Origin of the sequence: Pseudomonas sp. CCNWLW23 (assembly GCF_037095675.1) — a bacterium.
Lineage (GTDB): Bacteria > Pseudomonadota > Gammaproteobacteria > Pseudomonadales > Pseudomonadaceae > Aquipseudomonas > Aquipseudomonas atacamensis.
The window spans coordinates 34136-55992 of sequence record NZ_JBAWKM010000021.1 but is presented as its reverse complement, the minus strand read 5'-3'; the positions used below and the strand labels follow the sequence as shown (position 1 = coordinate 55992).

Here is a 21857-nt window from a genome sequence, read left to right as displayed (position 1 = left end):
TGTCTGTCTGTCAGCGTGCAATCAGGGCAGCACTGGGTTAATCGTCGAGGCGCTCTTCCAGCTGGCGCACTTCGTAGGTGAGCTTGTCGAGGAACTGCATGCGCCGCATCAGGCGTTCGGCCTGCTCGCGTTGCGCTGCATCATCCCAACAGGCTGCGAAGCTTTCGTTGAGCTGTTCCTGAGCCGCCTTCAAGCGACGCTTGAATACCGCGACACCGTCGAGGTCGGCACTGTCCTGCAGATCTTCGAGCTCTTCGCGCCATTGCATCTGCTGCAGAAGAAACTCGGGATCGTGGACGGTGACTTCCATCGGCACTTCATGCCCGCTGATTCTCAGCAGGTAGCGTGCGCGCTGGGCCGGGCTCTTGAGCGTCTGGTAGGCGTCGTTGAGCCGCGCCGATTGCTCGAGCGCCGAGCGCTGCTCGCGCTCGGATGCGTCGGCAAAACGGTCAGGATGGACGCCGCGCGCCAACTCACGGTAGCGCGTGGCCAACTGCTCGAGATCCAGGCGGAAGCTCGGTTGCAGCTCGAATAAAGCGAAATGACAAGGAATACCCACGACCAGCCTCAGATGTTGAAGCTTTCGCCGCAGCCACATTCACCGCGCACGTTGGGGTTGTTGAACTTGAAGCCTTCGTTCAACCCTTCCTTGACGAAGTCGAGCTCGGTGCCGTCCAGGTAGGCCAGGCTTTTCGGGTCGATGATCACTTTTTCGCCGTGACTCTCGAACACCTGATCTTCCGCCACTACCTCGTCGACAAACTCCAGCACGTAGGCAAGGCCGGAACAGCCTGTGGTGCGAACACCCAGACGAATCCCTTCACCTTTGCCGCGCCCGTCGAGGGAGCGCCGCACGTGTCGAGCAGCCGCTTCTGTCATGCTGATAGCCATCGTTGACTCCTTACTCGTCGCCGAATCTTGAAATTCAGATCAAGCCTTTCTTCTGCTTGTAGTCGCGAACTGCCGCTTTGATAGCGTCTTCTGCGAGCACGGAGCAGTGGATTTTCACTGGCGGCAGGGCCAGTTCTTCGGCCAGCTGAGTGTTCTTGATGGTTTCGGCTTCGTCCAGGGTCTTGCCCTTCATCCACTCGGTGGCGAGGGAGCTGGAGGCGATTGCCGAACCGCAACCGTAGGTCTTGAACTTGGCGTCTTCGATAACGCCCTGATCGTTGACCTTGATCTGCAGACGCATCACGTCGCCGCACGCCGGAGCGCCGACCATGCCGGTGCCGACATCAGGATCTTCCGCGTTCAACTTGCCGACGTTGCGCGGGTTTTCGTAGTGGTCGATGACCTTTTCGCTGTAAGCCATGATTCTCAATCCTCACTCATCAGGGCCGCTCTTGAGACCCTGCAACTGCGCTGCGTTAACGCCGCGTCGCTACAGGATCTGTATCCGGCGGCTTCTATAGTTAGTGTGCCGCCCACTCGATTTTCGAGATATCGACGCCGTCTTTGTACATGTCCCACAGCGGCGACAGAGCGCGCAGCTTGGTAACGGCCTCGCAGACTTTCTGCGCGGCGTAGTCGATTTCTTCTTCGGTGGTGAAACGGCCGAAGGTAAAGCGGATCGAGCTGTGTGCCAGTTCGTCGTTGCGGCCCAGGGCGCGCAGTACGTAGGAAGGCTCCAGCGACGCCGAGGTGCAGGCCGAACCAGACGATACTGCCAGATCCTTGAGCGCCATGATCAGCGACTCGCCTTCAACGTAGTTGAAGCTCAGGTTCAGGTTGTGCGGAACGCGGGCGGTCAGGCTGCCGTTGACGTACAGCTCTTCCAGATGCTCGACCTGCTTGTAGAAGCGATCGCTCAAGGCTTTGATGCGCACGTTTTCAGCGGCCATGTCTTCCTTGGCTACGCGGAACGCTTCGCCCATGCCGACGATCTGGTGAGTCGCCAGGGTGCCGGAACGCATGCCACGCTCGTGACCGCCGCCGTGCATGGTCGCTTCGATGCGCACACGCGGCTTGCGGCTGACGTACAGCGCGCCGATGCCTTTAGGGCCATAAGTCTTGTGGGCGGAGAACGACATCATGTCGACTTTCAGCTTCTGCAGATCGATTTCGACCTTGCCGGTGGACTGAGCCGCGTCGACATGGAACAGCACGCCTTTGGCGCGCAGCATCTCGCCGATGGCAGCGATGTCGTTGATGGTGCCGATTTCGTTGTTGACGTGCATCACCGACACCAGAATGGTGTCTTCGCGCAGTGCAGCATCGATCATTGCCGGGGTGATCAGACCGTCTTCGGTCGGCTCGAGGTAGGTCACTTCGAAGCCTTCACGCTCCAGCTGGCGCATGGTGTCGAGGACAGCCTTGTGCTCGATCTTGCTGGTGATCAGGTGCTTGCCCTTGGAGGCGTAGAAATGTGCCGCGCCCTTGATCGCCAGGTTGTCGGATTCGGTGGCACCGGAGGTCCAGACGATTTCGCGCGGGTCGGCATTGACCAGATCGGCCACCTGACGACGAGCGTTTTCGACGGACTCTTCAGCCTTCCAGCCGAACACGTGGGAGCGGGACGCCGGGTTACCGAAGTTTCCGTCGACCAGCAGGCATTCACTCATTTTCTGCGCAACGCGCGGATCAACCGGGGTGGTTGCAGAGTAATCAAGGTAAATCGGCAATTTCATGGACTATCTCCTAAATCAGGGCTGGCGTGCCGCGGGTAGCTCTTCGGCTGTCATTCGACGGCGGACGCTTCAATCTTGTCCAGGCGTGGCGCCTTGCTGCTGCAACGGCGCTGGTCCTGACGCTGGGCCACTTCTTGTACCTCACGGCGAGTCACAAGATCGGCCAAGCTGATACCGCTCAGAAATTCGTGAATCTGCAGGCTCAAGTCGCACCACAGATGGTGGGTCAGACAGGTATCGCCGGAATGGCAATCGCCCTGGCCCTGGCACTTGGTGGCATCGACCGATTCGTTCACCGCATCGATCACCTGGGCGACCTGGATGCCCTGCATGTCGCGGGACAACTGGTAGCCACCACCCGGACCGCGAACGCTGGAAACCAGGTTGCTGCGGCGCAGCTTGGCGAACAGCTGTTCGAGGTAGGACAGGGAGATGCCTTGGCGCTCGGAGATATCGGCCAGAGACACCGGCCCGTGCTGCGCGTGCAACGCCAGGTCAAGCATGGCGGTCACGGCGTATCGGCCTTTTGTAGTCAGTCGCATGGACAGTTACCACGGAGTTCGGAATGGGCGGGAGTATGCAATTCCCGAGCATTTAAGTCAACTATAAGACCTAGTGCTTTAGTCGGGTTTACCCGCAAAAGAGCGCGCGCACTATAGCAAAGACGGGGCGCGGACAGCCAGCGCAACCGCGTGATCGTTCTTCGCGAGCAGGCTCGCTCCCACATTGGAATGCATTGCTCTTGTGGGAGCGAGCTGCTCGCGAAAAGCAGCGCCGCGATTCAGCCGGCTTTCGATTCGTCCTTGCCCTTGACGCAAGCGAAGTCTTCTTCACGCAGCTCAGGCAGATCTTTCGCACAGTAATTGCTGCCCAGATCCTTCAGCGCGCCGCACATGCCTTCCAGGCGACCGTCCACTGCCTGCAGATGATCGAGCAACTGGCCAATGGCCCGGGCCACCGGGTCGGGCATGTCTTCGCTGACACCGTAGGCGTCGAAACCGATCTTCTCCGCCATGGCTTTGCGCTTGGCGTCCTGCTCTTCGTCGGTCTTGACGATGATCCGCCCCGGAATCCCCACCACCGTGGCGCCCGGCGGCACTTCCTTGGTGACCACAGCGTTGGAGCCGACTTTGGCGCCAGCACCCACCGTGAACGGGCCAAGCACCTTGGCGCCAGCACCAACCACCACGCCGTCACCCAGCGTAGGGTGACGCTTGCCTTTGTTCCAGCTGGTGCCGCCGAGGGTCACGCCTTGATAGATGGTGACGTCGTCGCCGATCTCGGCGGTTTCACCAATGACGATGCCCATGCCGTGGTCGATGAAGAACCGCCGACCGACCTTGGCGCCCGGATGAATCTCGATCCCGGTCAGCCAGCGACCGAAGTTCGACACCAGTCGCGCCAGCCACTTCAACTCGTTGCGCCAGAGCATGCCGGCCAGACGATGAATCCAGATCGCATGCATGCCGGGGTAGCAGGTCAGGACTTCAAAAGCGTTACGCGCCGCCGGGTCTCGATGGAATACGCTTTGGATATCTTCACGCAAACGCTCAAACATCATTCAATCCTTCCGCTTTAGAAGCTCGCCACGGGCCGCTTTCTGGGTTTCCGTGAGGATGCCACGCAAAATATTCATTTCCGCCCGGCTGACCGAGCTGCGTCCGTACAACCGGCGCAGGCGCGCCATCAAGTGGCGTGGCTTTTCCGGGTCGAGGAATTCGATGGCAACCAGCGTCTGCTCCAGGTGCTCATAGAATCGCTCCAGCTCATCCATGGTCGCCAGCTCGGCACTTTTCACCGAGGCCACTTCTTCTTTCTCGACCTTGCTCGGCTGACCCTGTGCAGCCAGCCAGGCCATGCGCACTTCATAGCTCAATACCTGCACCGCCGCCCCGAGATTCAGCGAACTGAACGTCGGGTCGGAAGGGATGTGCACGTGAAAATGACATCGCTGCAGCTCTTCGTTGGTCAGGCCGGAATCTTCACGGCCGAACACCAAAGCAATCTCGGCGCCCTGCCCGGCTTCCTCGACCACCTTGTTGCCGCATTCGCGCGGATCCAGCAGCGGCCATGGAATACGCCGGTCGCGGGCGCTGGTGCCGAGCACCAGATTGCAGCCGACCAGAGCATCTTCCAACGTTGCGACGACTTGCGCGTTTTCAAGGATGTCACCGGCACCAGAGGCGCGGGCATCGGCCTCGTGGTGCGGGAAGACCCGCGGTTCGACCAGCACCAGTCGCGACAGACCCATGTTTTTCATGGCGCGCGCGGCCCCGCCGATGTTGCCGGGGTGGCTGGTGTTGACCAGGACGACACGAATGTTCTGCAGCAAGGGAGGCGCTCTCGGACACAGGAAAGGGGGGCAAATCTTACAGAACAGCCTACCGTTAAGCTATGAAAGCGAACAGCGTCCTTCACCTGAAGAAAAGTTCTGATAGAATGCGCGGCTTTCTTTAACAACCTTAGGTGACACATCCATGCAGCCCATGCTGAATATCGCGCTGCGCGCCGCCCGCAGCGCCAGTGAACTGATCTTCCGCTCCATCGAGCGCCTGGATACCATCAAGGTCGACGAAAAAGACGCCAAGGATTACGTATCCGAGGTCGATCGCGCCGCTGAACAGAAAATCATCGATGCCCTGCGCAAGGCTTACCCGAATCACTCGATTCAGGGCGAAGAAACCGGCCTGCACGCTGGCACCGGCATCGAAGGCGAAGAGTACCTGTGGATCATCGATCCGCTGGACGGCACCACCAACTTCCTCCGTGGCATTCCGCACTTTGCAGTGAGCATTGCCTGCAAATATCGTGGTCGCCTGGAACACGCAGTGGTTCTGGACCCGGTCCGCCAGGAAGAATTCACCGCCAGCCGTGGTCGCGGCGCTCAACTGAACGGTCGTCGTCTGCGCGTAAGCGGTCGCACCAGCCTCGACGGCGCTCTGCTCGGCACTGGCTTCCCGTTCCGTGACGATCAGATGGACAACCTCGACAACTACCTGGGCATGTTCCGCGCTCTGGTTGGCCAGACTGCCGGCATCCGCCGCGCCGGTTCGGCGAGCCTGGACCTGGCTTACGTAGCTGCCGGTCGTTTCGATGCGTTCTGGGAATCGGGCCTGTCCGAGTGGGACATGGCTGCAGGCGCCCTGCTGATTCAAGAAGCCGGCGGCCTGGTGAGCGACTTCACCGGTGGTCACGACTTCCTTGAGAAAGGCCACATCGTTGCCGGCAACACCAAATGCTTCAAGGCAGTTCTGACGGCGATCCAGCCGCACCTGCCGGCCTCGCTGAAGCGCTAAGCTTTACGCGAAACCAGAAAGCACCCTTCGGGGTGCTTTTTTTATGCCTGCAATTCCAAACAGCACAATTTCCCTGTGGGAGCGAGCCTGCTCGCGAATAGGGCGTGCCAGCAAAGGAAATATCAACTGGTAGACCGTATTCGCGAGCAGGCTCGCTCCCACAGGTGAGAATCGCGCGCTGCCCTGAATCGCGGGTATAAAAAAAGCACCCCGCAGGGTGCTTCTTTTCACAAACGTAAATCCTTACTGAGCCGGCTCATTCTGCGACAGGATCAGCTTGCCTTCCTTGTCGACCGGAATCTGGTTGCCCGGATCGCGATCCATCCGCACTTTGCCTTCCTTGCCATCAAGCGAGTAACGCACGTCGTAACCGACGACCTTGTCGCTGATGTCATTGACCGTGTTGCAGCGAGTTTGCGTGGTGGTGTAGGTGTCACGCTCCTGCATGCCCTCCTGCACCTTGTTGCCCGCATAACCGCCACCGACCGCACCGGCCACCGTGGCAATCTTCTTGCCGGTACCGCCGCCAATCTGGTTGCCCAGCAAACCACCGGCCAGCGCGCCGACCACGGTACCGGCGATCTGGTGTTGATCTTTTACCGGTGCCTGACGGGTCACCGTTACATCCTTGCATACTTCACGTGGAGTCTTGATCTGTGTCTTGACCGGCTCAACGGCTAATACTTGCGCATACTCAGGGCCGCTTTTAACCAGGCTGTAGGTGGCAACAGCACCCCCGGCTGTGACACCGACAGCACCCAATACCGCACCAACCAGCAACGACTTGTTCACATGAACCTCCTGACCATCACATGCGGGACGCGCCCGCGCTTCTCCCAGCCTTGGAGCACAAAAAAAGGCGCGAGTTCAACTCGCGCCTTTTGTTGGCTGACAGCCGGGAAATCGCTGACCGTTATGGACGATCGTCGACTTCCTTGTCGGTGTTGGCCGGAGGAATCAGATCCTCGGTGGTCAGGTTCAGCCAGATCAGCACCACGTTGGCGATGTAGATCGACGAGTAGGTACCCGCCAGTACACCGATGAACAGTGCGATGGAGAAGCCGAACAGGTTGTCGCCACCGAAGAACAGCAGCGCCGCGATCGCCAGCAGAGTGGAGATCGAGGTCGCCATGGTGCGCAGCAGGGTCTGGGTGGTCGAGATGTTGATGTTCTCGATCAGCGTCGCCTTGCGCAGCACGCGGAAGTTCTCACGCACCCGGTCGAAGACCACGATGGTGTCGTTCAGCGAGTAACCGATGATCGCCAGCACTGCCGCCAGTACTGTCAGATCGAAGGTGATCTGGAAGTACGAGAGGATACCCACGGTCACGATCACGTCGTGGATCAGCGACACAATGGCGCCGACCGCAAACTTCCACTGAAAGCGGAACGCCAGGTAGATCAGGATGCCGCCGAGCGCCAGCAGCATGCCGAGGCCGCCCTGGTCGCGCAGTTCTTCACCGACCTGCGGGCCGACGAACTCGACACGCTTGACCGTCGCCGGGTTGTCACCGCCGACCTTTTGAAGCGCTTCCGCTACTTGATGGCCCAACTGCGGGTCTTCACCCGGCATGCGCACCAGCAGATCGGTGGTCGCACCGAAGTTCTGCACCACGGCTTCGTGATAACCGGAAGTCGCCAGTTGCTCGCGCACCTTGGTGACGTCGGCCGGACGCTCGTAGGTCAGCTCGATGAGCGTACCGCCGGTGAAGTCCAGGCCCCAGTTCATGCCCTTGGTGGCGACACTGAACAAGGCAATGACGGTAAGCAGCAATGTGACGCCGAACGCGAAGTTGCGAACGCCCATGAAGTTGATTGTACGTAACATGGCAGCCCCTTAAATCCACAACTTCTTGAAGTCACGTCCGCCAAAAATCAGGTTGACCATTGCGCGGGTCACCATGATGGCCGTGAACATCGAGGTAAAGATCCCGAGGGACATCGTCACTGCGAACCCCTTCACCGGGCCGGTGCCCATGGCGAAGAGAATGCCGCCGACCAGCAAGGTGGTCAGGTTGGCGTCGAGAATCGCGGTGAATGCCCGGCCGAAGCCTTCGTTGATTGCCCGCTGCACAGTCATGCCAGCGGCGATCTCTTCACGAATCCGCGAGAAGATCAGTACGTTGGCGTCGACCGCCATACCCATCGTCAGGACGATACCGGCGATACCCGGCAGGGTCAGCGTGGCGCCCAGCAAGGACATCAACGCCAGCAGCAGCACCATGTTCACCGCCAGAGCGACGGTGGCGATGACGCCGAAGAAGCGGTAGATGGCGATGATGAACAGCGATACGAACAGCATGCCCCACAGGGAAGCATCGATACCTTTGGTGATGTTGTCAGCACCCAGGCTCGGACCGATTGTGCGCTCTTCAGCGAAGTACATCGGTGCAGCCAGACCACCGGCACGCAGCAGCAGCGCCAGTTCGGACGACTCGCCCTGACCGTTCAGGCCAGTGATGCGGAATTGCGCACCCAGCGGCGACTGAATGGTCGCCAGGCTGATGATCTTCTTCTCTTCCTTGAACGTCTGCACCGCAACGTCTTTCTCGACGCCATCAACCACTTGCTTGGTGTAAGTGGTGACCGGACGCTGTTCGATGAAGATCACCGCCATGCTGCGACCGACGTTGGAACGGGTCGCGCGGCTCATCAGCTCGCCACCATGACCATCCAGACGGATGTTCACTTCAGGCGTGCCGTGCTCGCCGAAACCGGCCTTGGCGTCGGTGACCTGGTCACCGGTGATGATCAGGCCACGCTCGATCTGCGCTGGCGGACGGTTGCCTTCGCGGAATTCGAACGATTCGGAAGTGGCTTTCGAAGCGCCCGGCTCGGCGGCCAGACGGAACTCAAGGTTGGCCGTCTTGCCGAGAATACGCTTGGCTTCGGCAGTGTCCTGCACGCCCGGCAGCTCAACCACGATGCGGTTGGCGCCCTGACGCTGCACGATCGGTTCGGCAACACCCAGCTCGTTGACGCGGTTACGTACCGTGGTCAGGTTCTGCTTGATGGAGTATTCACGGATTTCCGCCAGCTTGGCCGGGGTCATCGCCAGACGCAGCACCGGTTGACCGTTGAGGTCGGCCGGAACAATGTCGAAATCGTTGAAGTTCTTGCGGATCAGCGCACGGGCCTGTTCGCGGGAGTCTTCATCGCTGAAGCCCAACTGAATGGCACCGCCCAGTTGCGGCAGGCTGCGATAGCGCAGCTTCTCTTTGCGCAGCAGGCTCTTGACGTCGCCTTCGTAGACTTTCAGGCGCGCATCGAGGGCTTTGTCCATGTCCACTTCGAGCAGGAAGTGCACACCACCGGACAAGTCCAGACCCAGCTTCATCGGGTGCGCACCGAGGTTGCGCAGCCATTGCGGGGTGGTCTGTGCCAGGTTCAGCGCGACGACGTAGTCATCACCCAATGCCTTGCGTACTACGTCCTTGGCCGGCAGCTGGTCTTCAGCCTTGCTCAGACGGATCAGACCGCCCTTGCCGCCAGCCGTCAGCGTGGCCGCCTTGACGTTGATGCCGGACTCTTTCAGCGCTGTGCTGACGCGAGCCAGATCGGCGTCATTGACCTGCAGAGCCGTGCTGGCGCCGCTGATCTGAATCGCCGGGTCATCAGGATAAAGATTGGGAGCGGAATAAATCAGACCGATCGCCAGCACCGCCAGGATCAGAATGTATTTCCACAGAGGGTATTTGTTCAGCATCACGCCGCCCGTTATGAACGCGGGGCGCCTTGCGCGCCCCGTCGATTGAGTAGAAGTTGTTGCTCTTAGATCGCTTTCAGCGTGCCTTTTGGCAGCGTGGCGGCGATGGCGCCTTTCTGGAACTTCATTTCCACGGTGTCGGACACTTCCAGAACCACGAAGTCATCGGCAACCTTGGTGATCTTGCCGGCGATGCCGCCAGTGGTCACGACTTCGTCGCCCTTCTGCAGGCTGCTCAGCAGGTTCTTCTGCTCTTTGGCGCGCTTGGCCTGTGGACGCCAGATCATCAGGTAGAAGATGACCAGGAAGCCGACCAGGAAAATCCACTCGAAGCCGCCGCCCATTGGGCTTGCAGCAGCCGGTGCAGCTGCGTCAGCCATGGCGTTAGAGATAAAAAAGCTCATTTAGCACTCCAGTTGCAAATGTTGAATCTTGGGGTCAGAAAACTCAGTCCAAAGGCGGAACGGGAAGTCCGCGTTTGGCGTAGAAGGCATCGACAAAGGCGGCCAATGTACCCTGTTGAATAGCCTCGCGCAAACCAGCCATCAGCACCTGATAATGGCGCAAGTTATGGATGGTATTGAGCATGCTGCCGAGCATTTCGCCGCACTTGTCCAGGTGATGCAGATAAGCGCGCGAGAAGTTCTGGCAGGTGTAGCAATCGCAGGTCGGATCCAGCGGCGATTCATCATGGCGATGGAACGCGTTACGGATCTTCAGCACACCGGTATCGATGAACAGATGCCCATTGCGGGCATTACGGGTTGGCATCACGCAATCGAACATGTCCACCCCGCGGCGCACACCCTCAACCAGATCTTCCGGTTTGCCAACGCCCATAAGGTAACGAGGTTTGTCAGCGGGCATCTGGCCCGGCAGATAATCCAGCACCTTGATCATTTCGTGCTTCGGTTCGCCCACCGACAGACCGCCGATGGCGAGGCCGTCGAAGCCGATCTTGTCGAGGCCTTCGAGCGAGCGCATGCGCAGGTTTTCATGCATGCCACCCTGGACGATGCCGAACAGCGCCGCGGTGTTGTCGCCGTGAGCATTCTTCGAACGCTGCGCCCAGCGCAGCGACAGCTCCATCGATACCCGCGCGACGTCTTCGTCAGCCGGATACGGCGTGCATTCGTCGAAGATCATCACGATGTCGGAACCCAGATCGCGCTGCACCTGCATCGACTCTTCCGGGCCCATGAACACTTTGGCGCCGTCGACCGGAGAAGCGAAGGTCACGCCCTCCTCCTTGATCTTGCGCATCGCGCCGAGGCTGAACACCTGGAAGCCGCCGGAGTCGGTGAGGATCGGGCCTTTCCACTGCATGAAATCGTGCAGGTCGCCATGTTCCTTGATCACTTGAGTGCCGGGACGCAACCACAGGTGAAAGGTGTTGCCCAGAATGATTTCCGCGCCCGTGGCGACGATGTCGCGCGGCAGCATGCCCTTGACCGTGCCGTAGGTGCCGACCGGCATGAACGCCGGGGTCTCGACGGTGCCACGGGGGAAGGTCAGGCGACCACGACGAGCCTTGCCATCGGTGGCCAGCAGCTCAAAGGACATTCGACATTCGCGACTCATTCTGTTTCCTCTGGGCCTGTCTGTTCAGGGGCAGTTGGAGCGGGATTGCGGGTGATGAACATCGCATCCCCGTAACTGAAAAAGCGGTAGCCGTTTTCCACGGCGGCCTTGTAGGCGGCCATGGTTTCGGGATAACCGGCAAACGCGGAAACCAGCATCAACAGCGTGGATTCCGGCAAATGGAAATTGGTCACCAGGGCATCGACCACATGAAACGGCCGGCCCGGATAAATAAAGATGTCGGTGTCGCCACTGAACGGCTTGAGCACACCATCGCGCGCCGCGCTTTCCAGCGAACGCACGCTGGTGGTGCCGACCGCAATCACCCGACCGCCACGCGCACGGCACGCAGCGACCGCATCGACCACATCCTGGCCGACTTCCAGCCACTCGCTGTGCATGTGGTGATCTTCGATCTTCTCGACACGCACCGGCTGAAACGTCCCCGCGCCCACATGCAACGTCACGAACGCAGTCTCGACGCCCTTGGCGGCAATCGCCTGCATCAGCGGCTCGTCGAAATGCAGCCCCGCCGTCGGCGCTGCGACCGCGCCCAGACGCTGGGCATACACGGTCTGATAACGCTCGCGATCCGAGCCTTCATCCGGGCGGTCTATATAAGGAGGCAACGGCATGTGCCCGACGCGGTCGAGCAACGGCAAGACTTCCTCGGCAAAACCCAGCTCGAACAGCGCATCATGACGCGCGAGCATCTCGGCTTCGCCACCGCCGTCGATAAGGATTTTCGAACCCGGCTTCGGCGACTTGCTGGAGCGCAAATGCGCCAGCACGCGGTGCGCATCGAGCACGCGCTCGATGAGAATTTCCAGCTTGCCGCCGGACGCTTTCTGCCCGAACAGCCGCGCCGGAATCACCCGGGTATTGTTGAACACCATCAAATCGCCCGGGCGCAAATGCTCAAGCAAATCAGTGAATTGACGGTGTGCCAGGGCGCCGCTCGGCCCATCAAGGGTCAGCAGGCGACTACCGCGACGCTCGGCCAACGGATGGCGGGCGATCAGCGAATCAGGAAGCTCGAAAGTAAAGTCAGCAACGCGCATGATGGGGTTCGTCTAGCAGGGCCGGAAAGTCTAGCGGAAATATCAAAAATTGACCATGAAACGTGATTGACCAACGGTAATCACCTCTCTATACTTCGCCGCCATTGAGCCCTGATGGCGGAATTGGTAGACGCGGCGGATTCAAAATCCGTTTTCGAAAGGAGTGGGAGTTCGAGTCTCCCTCGGGGCACCACATAGCAGTATCTGAGAGTCTCTACCAGTCTCTCAGACCCAAAGAAACCGGCCACTTGGCCGGTTTTTTTGTGCCTAACTGTTTCCCCCTGTCTCCCCCTATCCGTTGTATCCCTGTATCCCTCCTTGTATCCTGAGAAAATTACCTAACTTTGGGATACAAGGATGAAGCGCGCAGACATCAAGCGCCGCCCTCTCGCCGATACCACCCTTGCAGGACTTGAACCCGAAACAAAGGAATACCGGGAGCTGGATGGAAACGGCTTATATTTCCGGGTCAAACCGGACGGGGGCAAATCATGGCAACTCCGGTACAAGCGTCCTGCAGGCAATTGGGCATGGATGGGCCTTGGAGGCTATCCAGAAGTCAGCGGCGCACTTGCCCGCGAAAAAGCAGCTGAGCTACGAAAGGTCGTCAGCAGCGGTGCGGATCCTCTGGAACAAAAACGCTCGGCAAAAGCGGCAATCGATGCCGCTCGAACCCGAACCTTCAGAGCGGCTGCGGAAGCTTGGCTCAAGGCAAAGGAGGAAAAAGGTCTCGCCTCCTCCACTCTCAATAAAATCCGCACCTACCTCGACAAAGACATTCTTCCAGCGCTTGGTGATAAACCTCTGGACGAAATAACCCGAACCGACTGTGCAAATCTCCAGGCCTCACTCGAAGCTCGGGAGGCGCATAACGTTGCTGAAAAATGTCGGACATGGGTCAATCAGATTTTCGGCAGAGCAATCGGCTTAGGACTGACAGAAAACGATCCCGGTAGCCGTCTACGCGACATCGCAGCTCAAGCACCGAAGACTCAACAACACCCTCATTTGCTAGAGCCCGAACTTGGCGAGTTTCTGACCGCCTTAAAGAACACTCCCAGCAGACTGACCGCCCGAACGGCGGCATGGCTTTGCATATGGACAGCCTCAAGGCCGGGAATGGTTCGTCTAGCGGAGTGGAAAGAGTTTGATCTCGATAGAGCTCTTTGGACTACACCTGCATCGAAGATGAAGATGCGCCGAGACTTTGTGTGTCCCCTTCCGCGCCAAGCGCTGATCGCCCTTAGAGAGCTGCACACTTTAACCGGACGCAGCCGCTGGCTATTTCCTGGAGTAGGCGCGAAGAATCCTACGATCAGTGAAAACACGATAAATAAGGTATTCGCGACCATTGGCTATAAAGGACGTCTTGTTGGCCACGGCACACGCCATACAGCGAGCACCCTGCTCCGTGAACACGGATGGCCAAAGGAACATGTGGAGGCCCAATTGGCCCACAAAGAAGAGGGTATCTCGGGGGTCTACAACAAAGCTCAGTACCTCGAGCAACGGACAGCAATGATGCAGTGGTATGCCGATCATCTGGACAAACTACAGACCGGGAACGTTGTGCCAGGCCAGTTTGGAAAGGCGATTTGACCGTGCAAACTCCGAACCCTCAAAAAAACGGTGTTCCGCGTGTTCCATGTGTTCCGAAACTCCTGAAAGCCTCTAATTTCGTGGCTTTCAGCGGTGGAACACAAATGGCCTGCAGGTGGAACACATGGGAGACGGAACACATAAGGTGTTCCGGAATCAGCCACGGCCAGAGGCTTAAATGGCCTTCTTCTCTCTGTCGGCTTCCTAGCATCGGCGGGCGCAGGCGATCGCGTTTTTTCGGGTCCGTAAACGGGGCGAGGGGAAAATAATGAATAGCAGATTCAATTTAAGCGTCCCGATCGACGTCGAAGGCTGGGAGAACATCGAGGCGCTTGAGCATCTAGTGCTGTACGAAGAATTCGCAGAGCGCATCAATCGAGTCGTTGAACTCATCCGCGAGGGTCAACTGCATTGGGCAAATCATCTGAACGACGCTGGCGAATGGACAGTAGACGCAGTCCGCGTTCTACGAGAGGTTAGACGTCACTCCTACAATATTCATCAACGCATAGGATTGTTTCAGGATGACTTAGCTAGCACCATCCGATGGTTTATCGGCGAGTCCACGGAGTCAGCTTTTACAGATTGCCAATGCGTTGCGGCATTGGCACTAGATCGCGCTTGCCGCGCGATTGAAGTGCTGGGCCGATGGTTGAGGGAATTTCACGAGGATCTTTACAGCGGTGAGCGGGATATTCTGATTGCTTTAGCTGAAGAGTCCCCTGAAAGTTTCGACGTGCTTGTGAACGAAATCCGTCAAAAGCAGGCTTCCCTTGAAGCCGATGCTCGTGAACAAGCGGCAGACTTTATTGGTGCAGCCCAGCACTACATGATTCTAGCGAGGGTGTATGCCTCGCCAGTATTAAGCAGTAGAGAGAAAACCCGAATCAGCGTCACTGCTAGAAAAGCTGGAAATAACTCAGCGGGCATACGCCGTGAGGCCTCTGCAGATCGCAATCAGAGTATTTGCTCGCATGCTACGCGCCTCCTCAACGACGGACGATCAAAACGAGAGATCGTCGGCATTATTTTTGGTACTGACAGTGCGCTAAAAGCGCCAGGGAGTTCGGCCAAGCTATCTAAAAAACAAATACGCAACATTTTAACCTCTGCCGAAATACTTACTTAGACCCACATAGATACTAATCATCTCTAAAAGCACTCAACGCCCCCAGAGCAGCAAACTAAAAATCCAAATTTTCAAATCAGGGACCCCATGAAAATCTACGTCGACACAAACATTTTTTACAATGATTGGTTTATGAGGCAGTCCAACTTTAGATACTTCTTCCACTACATAGCAAATGAGAACGAAGAGCTTCTCATCTCCAAAGTAGTATGTGAGGAGGTGGAAAATATTCGTCGACGCGAAACACTTGAGGCCATACAAAAAATCAAAAACGAATTAAAATCCCTAGTCAAACTCTTGCCACAACCGCTAGCACCTGATCTATCGACAGCGGAAAGCTATGATTTTGATTTTATCGAACACCTAGAAGATCGTTGTGACAACCTTGAATTCCTCGAATACGAAGAAGTCAGCCACAGAGAGGTTGTAGCACGTGCACTGAGCAATAAAAAGCCGTTTTCCGACGGTGAAAAAGGATACAGAGACACACTCATCTGGCTTTCCCTAGTCCATCACCTGAAGAAAACCAAATATAAGGGTGACGTTGTTTTTTTAACAAACAACACTTCCGATTTTTTCGAAAAGAAAGGCTCCGAATTAACCTTACATAAAGACTTAGTAAATGATCTCAATACACATGATATAACTGCAAAAATTCGACCTTGCGATTCCCTATTCTCGTTTGTACGCGACCACGTTGAGAAAAATGAAAACCTTGTAAACAACGGCCTTATAAATGACATATTAATTGAAGAGGGCTGCAAATTTTTTCGCAACATATCAGCTAGTGAGTTGCTAAACGTACTTGATGGTACAAGCTGGGCTGGACTGCCACTGCAAAATCTGATTTTCTCTGATGTGGATGTTATGGAAGGATTAGAGGATGAGCATTTAGAAAGCGGCGAAGAATTAGGAAAGAGCGAAGTTTTCTTATCATACACCTTCAACATACGAATACTGGAGATTTGGCTGGAAGTCCCTAAGCTAGACTATTTCAGCCGACAAAGCGATTTCGATAGAGAGTTTTACGAAGTTACGCAGAAAGACAATAGCGTATTACTTCAAACTTTTATCAGACCTTATTTCGACATCAGCTTCATCTACAACACGCAAAACGATTCTTACAAAGATGTCAGTATTGCCTGCAGACGCCTTAGATAAAATGCTTGTGAGTTTTATTTTTTAACACGGATATCAGAAATTAACGATTAGATAGCCCTGGCACGACTCCTGCGATTGCTATCTGGCTGTGTCCAAGGGGATCATCAGACTAGGCTGCTACCTTCCAGGTCTCACTCGAGGGTTTGGTAACCGCGCGAATGGATGTCCAGTCCAGCCCACTCTACACGCCTGAAATCATTTAGAAGGGAAACGAACCACTGTTCGTTTCCCTTTCTGCACTTAGCGTTAGCCCTGTATCTCTTAACGACTACAGGAAACGCTAAATGACTGACACAACGCGCCAATCCATCTCCCCTCTTCCGCCCTTCGCCACCGACTTGCTCACGCCCGATCAGGTGGCCGCCACCCTGGGTCTATCGCACCGTACACTCGCCGCTTGGCGCAGTTCGCGTCGCAATCCGCTGCCGTATGTAAAAGTCGGAAGCCGTGTGCGTTATCGACCTAAGGATGTGTCGACGTGGCTCGAAAGCCGCACACACAGCTCTGCCGCAACCGCGAGGAACGAGAAATGAAAACCTCTCGCCTCCACTCCGCTGCAAACGACTCCACGCCAATCGACCCATCGCTGACCCTTATCCGAATTGGCGAGGTCATGAGTATCGTCGGTCTCGCCCGCCCGACTATCTACAAGCTGATGAATGAGCCTGAAAGTAACTTTCCAAAAACTGTAAAGCTCACAAACAGCAACGCTCGCGGCGCCCCGGTCGCCTGGGTTTTGTCCGAAGTCCAAGCGTGGGCACGTGGTCGCATTGAAGCCCGTGATGAGGTGGCCGCATGAAGCGTAATTACTGCCCATTCAAAGGCCCCTTCCACGACTCCTATAGCGTTGGCTTTCAGCTCTACACTCAAGGCGGCATCAATTGGCGGCATCGCACCATCGCCGGCGTGAGCTGGAACGGTGAAGAAAAAGAGGCGTTCTTTTTCAATCCTGACGGCCTCGTTATGCCGCTCACTCCCAATGCCTGGGAACTGCCAGACATTATCCGCAAACACGCTATTCGCCGCGAGTTTTCAAGCGTTCACGGCCACGGTCATTTCGCGATGAAAGAAGGCCGCCGCGCAGGGCTGAGTCAATCAGCACTGAACAACTGGGTCACCTACTGGCTGATCGATCAGAAGGACGGCTACTCGAATGATCCTCACGTCTGGAGCCATATCGTTGAGAAGGACATCGAGCAAGAAAAGATCATCAACGAACGGCTCTACGCAGACCTACGCATCACGTCCGATCTCACCCAATACATGGAAACGTGCCTGAACGAGCGGCGCAATGTGCTCGCCGAGCGGCACCGTCGTCGCTGCGCAGAAGACAGCAAGATCGCCGCGTGGCTCAAAGGTGAAACTCCGCCCCCATTGTTTGCCAACGTGCAGGAGGCAGCGTGAGCCGTTCGATTGCCAATCAAGCCTTGATGCATCCCTTTTCAGTGCTGCGCTGCATCGGTTTTTCATCCACCACAATGCAGCGTCTCGAGCGCTATCGCAGCCGCCAGGACAAACAGGGACGCGTGGTCAGCGTACTTAGCTGGGCCGACGGCACTTGGTGCGCCCTCGCACTCCACTGCGAAAACATCGGTGCGGTGATCGTCGACGAAGGCCAGCAAACGGAAGCCTACGAAGACGCCCGCTCAATGCTCAATGACGGCTTCCTGCCCCTGCTCAATCTGCGTTGGGAAGCCCACGCCTGAAACGAAAACGCCCCCGGCGGCAACCGGGGGCGTTTGAGGTCAATCTGTATGCCCGGTCAATTTATGTCGCATCAAAAAAATGCGCAAGGCTTCGTGCTGGTTGCGCGGATAAAAACTCGGGGTTATCCTGCCGCCATCACTGCAAAATCAGTGATCGGGTTTGGCGACCCGAGTACATACAGGCGCACAGGCGCCCCCATACCGATTGCTGGCGCTTTTTTTGTGCCCGCACTCCTGCTTTATGGTGGCTGTGCGTGGGAGACCTTCGGGTCTGCCGGGGTCCTGTATGCCCGGTTCGCCAACCCGCGCACAGCTGCCACCCTTACATCGTTTGGCGACGATCCGTGGCAGCTCCTCACATACAGGAGCTTCACTTATGCACGCCCTCAATCCGTCCAAAATTCGCGCCGCTGCACACCGTGCAATGGCTCTCGCCGCTCTACACGCCAACTCCAGTCTTGCTACACGTCTCGCCCGCTACAACGACCACATGGCCAAAGCTCGCGCTCTCGAAGCCGCAGGCGGTGCCCAATGAACAGCGCCCTGAGCTTTGCCCTGCCCGAAGACATTCTCAGCGTCAGCCAGCGTGTAGGGGCCGGTGTACCGATTGACGCCATCGCCTGCGCGATTGAGCGCGCCGACTCGGTGCTGACGTTACTCGAGGACCACTTTGAAGGTGAGTCGCGCCTCTCTAACCGTGTTATCGCCGCCGTCATTTGGGATGTTCGCGGCACTCTTGGCCTGATCAAAACCCTTGCCATGCACGGCGATAACACTTCTGTCCCAGCGGATCAGAAAGGCGGTTCGCTATGAGCGCATTGACCACGATTGGCCGTACGGATTTTTCATTCGCAAACGCCCGCGGTTTGAAGCTATTCCGGGTGAACCCGGGCATTCCGGTCGAAGACGCGCTAGAGATCGCTTCCCAACTCCAAGAGCACGTTAACCAGCTCAGTCGCGATGCAGCTATGAGCGATCAAGGCGAGCGCTTTAGTTGGCCTGCCTTGTACTTGGGTGAAATGGCAAAAGCACTGCTCGATGACGTGACTGACACGCTGTTCCTGTCGAGGGCCGACACATGAGCCAGCGCCAGAACAGTAAAGTGAAGCGTCCGAGCTTCGCCGACATAAAAGCCGCCTCGCTGAAGGACATTGAACGTGTCCTCGCGTACTGGTTGCCCAACGGAAAGCGTGTGGACGGTGGCAAGGAATACACCGCTCCCAATCCGACTCGCACTGACAAGCGCGCCGGCTCGCTCAAGATTAATTTGAAAAAAGGCACTTGGGCTGACTTCGCTACTGGAGACAAGGGTGGCGACCTGATTGATTTAGTCCGCTACTTGGACGGCGGCACCGATGTCGAGGCGTGCGCGAAGCTAACCGAACTGCTGAGCGTAAGTGTCGGTGCAGCGCAATCAGCTATCGCTCAAGGCAAAACCAAAGCGCCAACATGGACCGCTATACAGCCGATCCCGGCCGACGCTATGAAACGTTGCCCGGTCCGCCATCGAGAACACGGCGCCCCTTCGAAAGTCTGGATCTACCGTGACGCTACCGGTCAGCCACTCATGGCTCTTTACCGCTTTGATCTCGGTCCAGATGAAGACGGCAAGCCCAAAAAAGTCTTCGCACCACTGACTTGGTGCCAGCGCTCCAACAGCGAAACCACGCAATGGCGCTGGCAGGGATTGCCTGACCCGCGTCCGCTCCTGCGCCTAGAAGAATTGGCACTGCGCGATGCCGTACCTGTCGTGTTGTGCGAAGGCGAAAAAGCCGCCGACGCGGCGGGCGAACTGATGCCAGACTACGTGGCAACGTCCTGGCCGAACGGGTCCAACTCTTGGCACAAGGCCGATCTGACACCGCTCAAGGGGCGCTCGGTTGTGCTTTGGCCGGACAACGACAGCAGCGGCAAGTCGTGCATGGAAGAAGTCGCCAAAAAACTGCACGAGATCGGCGCCGAATCGGTCCGGTTTGTCGCGCTCAATGTGTTTAAACGCAAGCCCACTTTGAAGGATGATCGAGCAGCGTTTGCCAAAGGTGGCAAGTGGGACGACGGGGACGATGCCGCCGACGCGCTGGGTAAAGGTTGGACGGCAGCACACGTCGCCGAGCTAGAGCGCAGCGGTGAGTTTTTCGTCTCACTCGCCCACGAGCAATCCGACGAGCCTGCAGAGCCAAAAGCAGCAGTCAAACAACCGGCAAAATCGAAAACCGATTTGCTACCCGGTGGTTTTCGATTGGCCCCCGAAGGTGTGTTCTATACCGGCGATGATGGTGAGTCACGGCCTGTGTGCTCCTCCTTGGAGATCCTCGCCCGTACTCGGGACGACAAGGGCCACAACTGGGGTCTGCTGGTTGAGTTCGACGACCCGGACGGCGCTAAAAAACGTTGGAACATTCCTGCTCGCAACATGACCGGCGACTTCGGCAAAGACGTATTAGGGCCGCTGGTGGATATGGGATTGCGCTTGCCTGGAACGCGCTCCGGTCGCAATGCGCGCAACGATCTTCAAAGTTACCTGCAAGGGTTCGACAGCAACGAGCGGGCACGCTTGGTCACTCGCCTTGGATGGCATGGACCTGCATACCTGCTGCCTGATCAGCAGATCGGCAACAGCCATGAGCATCTGTTCTTTTGTGATTCCGGCGCGCAGCTTCCTCCCATAAGCGAGGCCGGCACATTGGAGCAATGGCAACAGCAGATCGGCGCGCTTTGCGTTGGGAATCACCGCTTGGCGTTTGTCGCCAGCGTGGCCTTTGCCGGACCGCTTTTGCATTTGCTGGGGCATGAATCAGGTGGCTTTCATCTATACGGAGACAGCTCCGGCGGTAAGACGACACACCTGCAAGTTGCCGCCTCGGTCTATGGCGGACCGCGACTGGTCCGGTCCTGGCGCTCGACGGATAACGCATTGGAGTCGATTGCCGCCGCGCATTCGGACGGCGTTCTGGTACTCGACGAAATCGGTATGTGCGATCCGCGCATTATCGGTGAAACGGTGTACATGCTCGGCAACGGCACGGGTAAAGCGCGCGCCAATGATCGAGGGCAAGCAGGCCGTCAGGTGCAAGAGTGGCGCTTGCTATTTCTCTCGACCGGCGAAAAGACACTGGCGCAGCACATGGCCGATGCGAACAAAGAGCTAAAGGCAGGGATGGAAATCCGCATGCTGGCGGTGCCTGCGGATGCGAGCAAAGGGCTGGGCATGTTCGACGTGCTGAACGGGTTCGAAGACGCCGCCGCCCTGTCGGACGCACTCAAAGCACGAGTGGGCAAATACTACGGTACACCGCTTACCGCGTTCCTGTCAGCGCTGTGCAAGCCCGGTGAAATGCTCGGCTGGACAGCCATGCTGGGGCGCACGGTGGAGCGCTTCATCGCCAAGGCTCTTCCTGCTTCCGCCAGCGGTCAAGCGCATCGTGCCGCTGCTCGCTTTGGTCTTGCCGCTGCCGCAGGTGAACTCGCGACGGCGCTCGGTGTAACAGGCTGGCCGGAGGGCACCGCGACCACAGCGGCGCAAGTTTGCCTGAATGCTTGGCTCGAGGAACGCGGTGGCGCCGGGAACATGGAAGGTGACGCCATCGTGAGTCGATTGCAGCAAGTCATCGAGCGATTCGGTGAAAGCCGCTTCACCCGCTGGGACGGTCTTGCCGCCAAAACCGACGATCACGCACCACGGACCACCGACCGACTCGGCTTCCGGCGCACAGTTGAACACGGTATGGGCGACGGCGTTTACACGCTAGTCACCTACTACTTCCTGCCCACCGCGTGGAGGGCCGAAGTGTTCAAAGGCATGAGCCTCACCTTGGTCAACCGGGAACTGATCGAGCGCGGGATTCTGGAAGCAAGTGCAGAAGGACGTGCTGCGCAATCGGTGCGACTCCCGGGGCTCGCCAAAACGAGAGCGTACGTGGTGCATGCCAACGCGCTCCTCTCCTCTGAAACCGAAGCCGCGTGAAGTATTGCTGGATCGAGGAGAGCTGCC

General features: G+C 57.6%; 25 protein-coding genes and 1 tRNA gene. 13 read left to right on the top strand and 13 right to left on the bottom strand.

The genetic code is table 11. The features are described 5' to 3' along the window. Positions 1 to 37: 37 nt before the first annotated feature. The 7 genes from hscB to trmJ all read right to left on the bottom strand — a co-directional run bounded on the left by hscB (position 38) and on the right by trmJ (position 4959). On the bottom strand, positions 38 to 559 hold the full coding sequence (gene hscB / locus V8J63_RS22760) for a co-chaperone HscB (RefSeq protein WP_336464654.1): 522 nt from the start codon (positions 557 to 559) through the stop codon (positions 38 to 40). 8 nt (positions 560 to 567) lie between these two features. Beyond that, on the bottom strand, positions 568 to 891 hold the full coding sequence (gene iscA, locus V8J63_RS22755) for an iron-sulfur cluster assembly protein IscA (protein WP_003227904.1): 324 nt from the start codon (positions 889 to 891) through the stop codon (positions 568 to 570). A gap of 34 nt (positions 892 to 925) precedes the next feature. Then, the gene (gene iscU / locus V8J63_RS22750) at positions 926 to 1312 is read right to left on the bottom strand and encodes a Fe-S cluster assembly scaffold IscU (RefSeq protein ID WP_336464652.1); all 387 of its coding nucleotides are present in this window, start codon (positions 1310 to 1312) and stop codon (positions 926 to 928) included. 100 nt (positions 1313 to 1412) lie between these two features. Beyond that, positions 1413 to 2627 (bottom strand): IscS subfamily cysteine desulfurase, encoded by a 1215-nt coding sequence (locus V8J63_RS22745; protein ID WP_016773324.1) that lies wholly within the window; start codon positions 2625 to 2627, stop codon positions 1413 to 1415. 50 nt (positions 2628 to 2677) lie between these two features. Further along, the gene (gene iscR, locus V8J63_RS22740) at positions 2678 to 3169 is read right to left on the bottom strand and encodes a Fe-S cluster assembly transcriptional regulator IscR (RefSeq protein WP_016773323.1); all 492 of its coding nucleotides are present in this window, start codon (positions 3167 to 3169) and stop codon (positions 2678 to 2680) included. A gap of 239 nt (positions 3170 to 3408) precedes the next feature. After that, the gene (gene cysE / locus V8J63_RS22735) at positions 3409 to 4185 is read right to left on the bottom strand and encodes a serine O-acetyltransferase (protein WP_024014221.1); all 777 of its coding nucleotides are present in this window, start codon (positions 4183 to 4185) and stop codon (positions 3409 to 3411) included. A gap of 3 nt (positions 4186 to 4188) precedes the next feature. Then, entirely contained in the window at positions 4189 to 4959 is a 771-nt protein-coding gene (trmJ, locus tag V8J63_RS22730) for a tRNA (cytosine(32)/uridine(32)-2'-O)-methyltransferase TrmJ (RefSeq protein ID WP_073473313.1), read from the bottom strand. Positions 4960 to 5104: 145 nt separating this feature from the next. On the opposite strand from trmJ, the gene suhB reads away from it, so the two are divergent. After that, positions 5105 to 5923 carry a type III secretion system regulator SuhB gene (gene suhB / locus V8J63_RS22725; protein ID WP_016773320.1) on the top strand — a complete coding sequence of 273 codons (819 nt, stop codon included), beginning with the start codon at positions 5105 to 5107 and terminating at the stop codon, positions 5921 to 5923. A gap of 243 nt (positions 5924 to 6166) precedes the next feature. Here the strand turns inward: suhB and V8J63_RS22720 are convergent, their stop codons facing one another. From V8J63_RS22720 to queA, 6 genes are all read right to left on the bottom strand, one after another. Further along, a complete protein-coding gene (locus V8J63_RS22720; protein ID WP_007916907.1) occupies positions 6167 to 6715 on the bottom strand; it encodes a glycine zipper 2TM domain-containing protein in 549 nt (182 codons plus the stop codon). Positions 6716 to 6836: 121 nt separating this feature from the next. Further along, entirely contained in the window at positions 6837 to 7751 is a 915-nt protein-coding gene (secF, locus tag V8J63_RS22715; RefSeq protein WP_016773319.1) for a protein translocase subunit SecF, read from the bottom strand. Between the two features lie 9 nt (positions 7752 to 7760). Beyond that, positions 7761 to 9629, bottom strand: coding sequence for a protein translocase subunit SecD (secD, locus tag V8J63_RS22710; protein WP_016773318.1), 1869 nt, complete (start codon positions 9627 to 9629; stop codon positions 7761 to 7763). 65 nt (positions 9630 to 9694) lie between these two features. Further along, positions 9695 to 10033, bottom strand: a complete 339-nt coding sequence (gene yajC, locus V8J63_RS22705; protein ID WP_016773317.1) for a preprotein translocase subunit YajC — start codon at positions 10031 to 10033, stop codon at positions 9695 to 9697. Positions 10034 to 10076: 43 nt separating this feature from the next. Then, a complete protein-coding gene (gene tgt, locus V8J63_RS22700; protein ID WP_160768392.1) occupies positions 10077 to 11192 on the bottom strand; it encodes a tRNA guanosine(34) transglycosylase Tgt in 1116 nt (371 codons plus the stop codon). Between the two features lie 14 nt (positions 11193 to 11206). Then, positions 11207 to 12271: a tRNA preQ1(34) S-adenosylmethionine ribosyltransferase-isomerase QueA gene (queA, locus tag V8J63_RS22695; RefSeq protein ID WP_336464650.1), complete on the bottom strand. Its 1065-nt coding sequence runs from the start codon at positions 12269 to 12271 to the stop codon at positions 11207 to 11209. A gap of 108 nt (positions 12272 to 12379) precedes the next feature. On the opposite strand from queA, the gene V8J63_RS22690 reads away from it, so the two are divergent. From V8J63_RS22690 to V8J63_RS22635, 12 genes are all read left to right on the top strand, one after another. Next, a tRNA-Leu gene (locus V8J63_RS22690) sits at positions 12380 to 12464 on the top strand. Between the two features lie 164 nt (positions 12465 to 12628). Further along, positions 12629 to 13870, top strand: coding sequence for a tyrosine-type recombinase/integrase (locus V8J63_RS22685; RefSeq protein ID WP_236191908.1), 1242 nt, complete (start codon positions 12629 to 12631; stop codon positions 13868 to 13870). Between the two features lie 268 nt (positions 13871 to 14138). Next, a complete protein-coding gene (locus V8J63_RS22680; protein WP_336464649.1) occupies positions 14139 to 14999 on the top strand; it encodes a hypothetical protein in 861 nt (286 codons plus the stop codon). 87 nt (positions 15000 to 15086) lie between these two features. Next, entirely contained in the window at positions 15087 to 16160 is a 1074-nt protein-coding gene (locus V8J63_RS22675; protein ID WP_236191906.1) for a PIN domain-containing protein, read from the top strand. A gap of 284 nt (positions 16161 to 16444) precedes the next feature. Then, on the top strand, positions 16445 to 16693 hold the full coding sequence (locus V8J63_RS22670) for a helix-turn-helix domain-containing protein (protein ID WP_336464648.1): 249 nt from the start codon (positions 16445 to 16447) through the stop codon (positions 16691 to 16693). Continuing rightward, the gene (locus V8J63_RS22665; protein ID WP_236191904.1) at positions 16690 to 16959 is read left to right on the top strand and encodes a helix-turn-helix transcriptional regulator; all 270 of its coding nucleotides are present in this window, start codon (positions 16690 to 16692) and stop codon (positions 16957 to 16959) included. Before V8J63_RS22670 ends, V8J63_RS22665 begins: the two co-directional genes overlap by 4 nt. Next, entirely contained in the window at positions 16956 to 17564 is a 609-nt protein-coding gene (locus V8J63_RS22660; protein ID WP_236191903.1) for a hypothetical protein, read from the top strand. Before V8J63_RS22665 ends, V8J63_RS22660 begins: the two co-directional genes overlap by 4 nt. Beyond that, positions 17561 to 17866, top strand: coding sequence for a hypothetical protein (locus V8J63_RS22655; protein ID WP_236191902.1), 306 nt, complete (start codon positions 17561 to 17563; stop codon positions 17864 to 17866). The genes V8J63_RS22660 and V8J63_RS22655 overlap by 4 nt, the downstream gene beginning before the upstream one ends. A gap of 376 nt (positions 17867 to 18242) precedes the next feature. After that, positions 18243 to 18401 carry a hypothetical protein gene (locus V8J63_RS22650; protein ID WP_258699206.1) on the top strand — a complete coding sequence of 53 codons (159 nt, stop codon included), beginning with the start codon at positions 18243 to 18245 and terminating at the stop codon, positions 18399 to 18401. Then, a complete protein-coding gene (locus V8J63_RS22645; RefSeq protein WP_097086151.1) occupies positions 18398 to 18679 on the top strand; it encodes a hypothetical protein in 282 nt (93 codons plus the stop codon). Before V8J63_RS22650 ends, V8J63_RS22645 begins: the two co-directional genes overlap by 4 nt. Beyond that, positions 18676 to 18948, top strand: coding sequence for a DUF3077 domain-containing protein (locus tag V8J63_RS22640; RefSeq protein ID WP_236191901.1), 273 nt, complete (start codon positions 18676 to 18678; stop codon positions 18946 to 18948). The genes V8J63_RS22645 and V8J63_RS22640 overlap by 4 nt, the downstream gene beginning before the upstream one ends. Beyond that, positions 18945 to 21830, top strand: a complete 2886-nt coding sequence (locus V8J63_RS22635; RefSeq protein ID WP_336464647.1) for a DUF927 domain-containing protein — start codon at positions 18945 to 18947, stop codon at positions 21828 to 21830. The genes V8J63_RS22640 and V8J63_RS22635 overlap by 4 nt, the downstream gene beginning before the upstream one ends. Positions 21831 to 21857 lie beyond the last annotated feature (27 nt).

Bases quoted from the DNA above. Each gene is read 5' to 3' on its own strand.
- iscA (WP_003227904.1), bottom strand. From the start codon at position 891: ATGGCTATCAGCATGACAGAAGCGGCTGCTCGACACGTGCGGCGCTCC.
- iscU (WP_336464652.1), bottom strand. From the start codon at position 1,312: ATGGCTTACAGCGAAAAGGTCATCGACCACTACGAAAACCCGCGCAAC.
- V8J63_RS22745 (WP_016773324.1), bottom strand. From the start codon at position 2,627: ATGAAATTGCCGATTTACCTTGATTACTCTGCAACCACCCCGGTTGAT.
- iscR (WP_016773323.1), bottom strand. From the start codon at position 3,169: ATGCGACTGACTACAAAAGGCCGATACGCCGTGACCGCCATGCTTGAC.
- cysE (WP_024014221.1), bottom strand. From the start codon at position 4,185: ATGTTTGAGCGTTTGCGTGAAGATATCCAAAGCGTATTCCATCGAGAC.
- suhB (WP_016773320.1), top strand. From the start codon at position 5,105: ATGCAGCCCATGCTGAATATCGCGCTGCGCGCCGCCCGCAGCGCCAGT.
- secF (WP_016773319.1), bottom strand. From the start codon at position 7,751: ATGTTACGTACAATCAACTTCATGGGCGTTCGCAACTTCGCGTTCGGC.
- secD (WP_016773318.1), bottom strand. From the start codon at position 9,629: ATGCTGAACAAATACCCTCTGTGGAAATACATTCTGATCCTGGCGGTG.
- yajC (WP_016773317.1), bottom strand. From the start codon at position 10,033: ATGAGCTTTTTTATCTCTAACGCCATGGCTGACGCAGCTGCACCGGCT.
- tgt (WP_160768392.1), bottom strand. From the start codon at position 11,192: ATGTCCTTTGAGCTGCTGGCCACCGATGGCAAGGCTCGTCGTGGTCGC.
- queA (WP_336464650.1), bottom strand. From the start codon at position 12,271: ATGCGCGTTGCTGACTTTACTTTCGAGCTTCCTGATTCGCTGATCGCC.
- V8J63_RS22685 (WP_236191908.1), top strand. From the start codon at position 12,629: ATGAAGCGCGCAGACATCAAGCGCCGCCCTCTCGCCGATACCACCCTT.
- V8J63_RS22680 (WP_336464649.1), top strand. From the start codon at position 14,139: ATGAATAGCAGATTCAATTTAAGCGTCCCGATCGACGTCGAAGGCTGG.
- V8J63_RS22675 (WP_236191906.1), top strand. From the start codon at position 15,087: ATGAAAATCTACGTCGACACAAACATTTTTTACAATGATTGGTTTATG.
- V8J63_RS22670 (WP_336464648.1), top strand. From the start codon at position 16,445: ATGACTGACACAACGCGCCAATCCATCTCCCCTCTTCCGCCCTTCGCC.
- V8J63_RS22665 (WP_236191904.1), top strand. From the start codon at position 16,690: ATGAAAACCTCTCGCCTCCACTCCGCTGCAAACGACTCCACGCCAATC.
- V8J63_RS22660 (WP_236191903.1), top strand. From the start codon at position 16,956: ATGAAGCGTAATTACTGCCCATTCAAAGGCCCCTTCCACGACTCCTAT.
- V8J63_RS22650 (WP_258699206.1), top strand. From the start codon at position 18,243: ATGCACGCCCTCAATCCGTCCAAAATTCGCGCCGCTGCACACCGTGCA.
- V8J63_RS22645 (WP_097086151.1), top strand. From the start codon at position 18,398: ATGAACAGCGCCCTGAGCTTTGCCCTGCCCGAAGACATTCTCAGCGTC.
- V8J63_RS22640 (WP_236191901.1), top strand. From the start codon at position 18,676: ATGAGCGCATTGACCACGATTGGCCGTACGGATTTTTCATTCGCAAAC.
- V8J63_RS22635 (WP_336464647.1), top strand. From the start codon at position 18,945: ATGAGCCAGCGCCAGAACAGTAAAGTGAAGCGTCCGAGCTTCGCCGAC.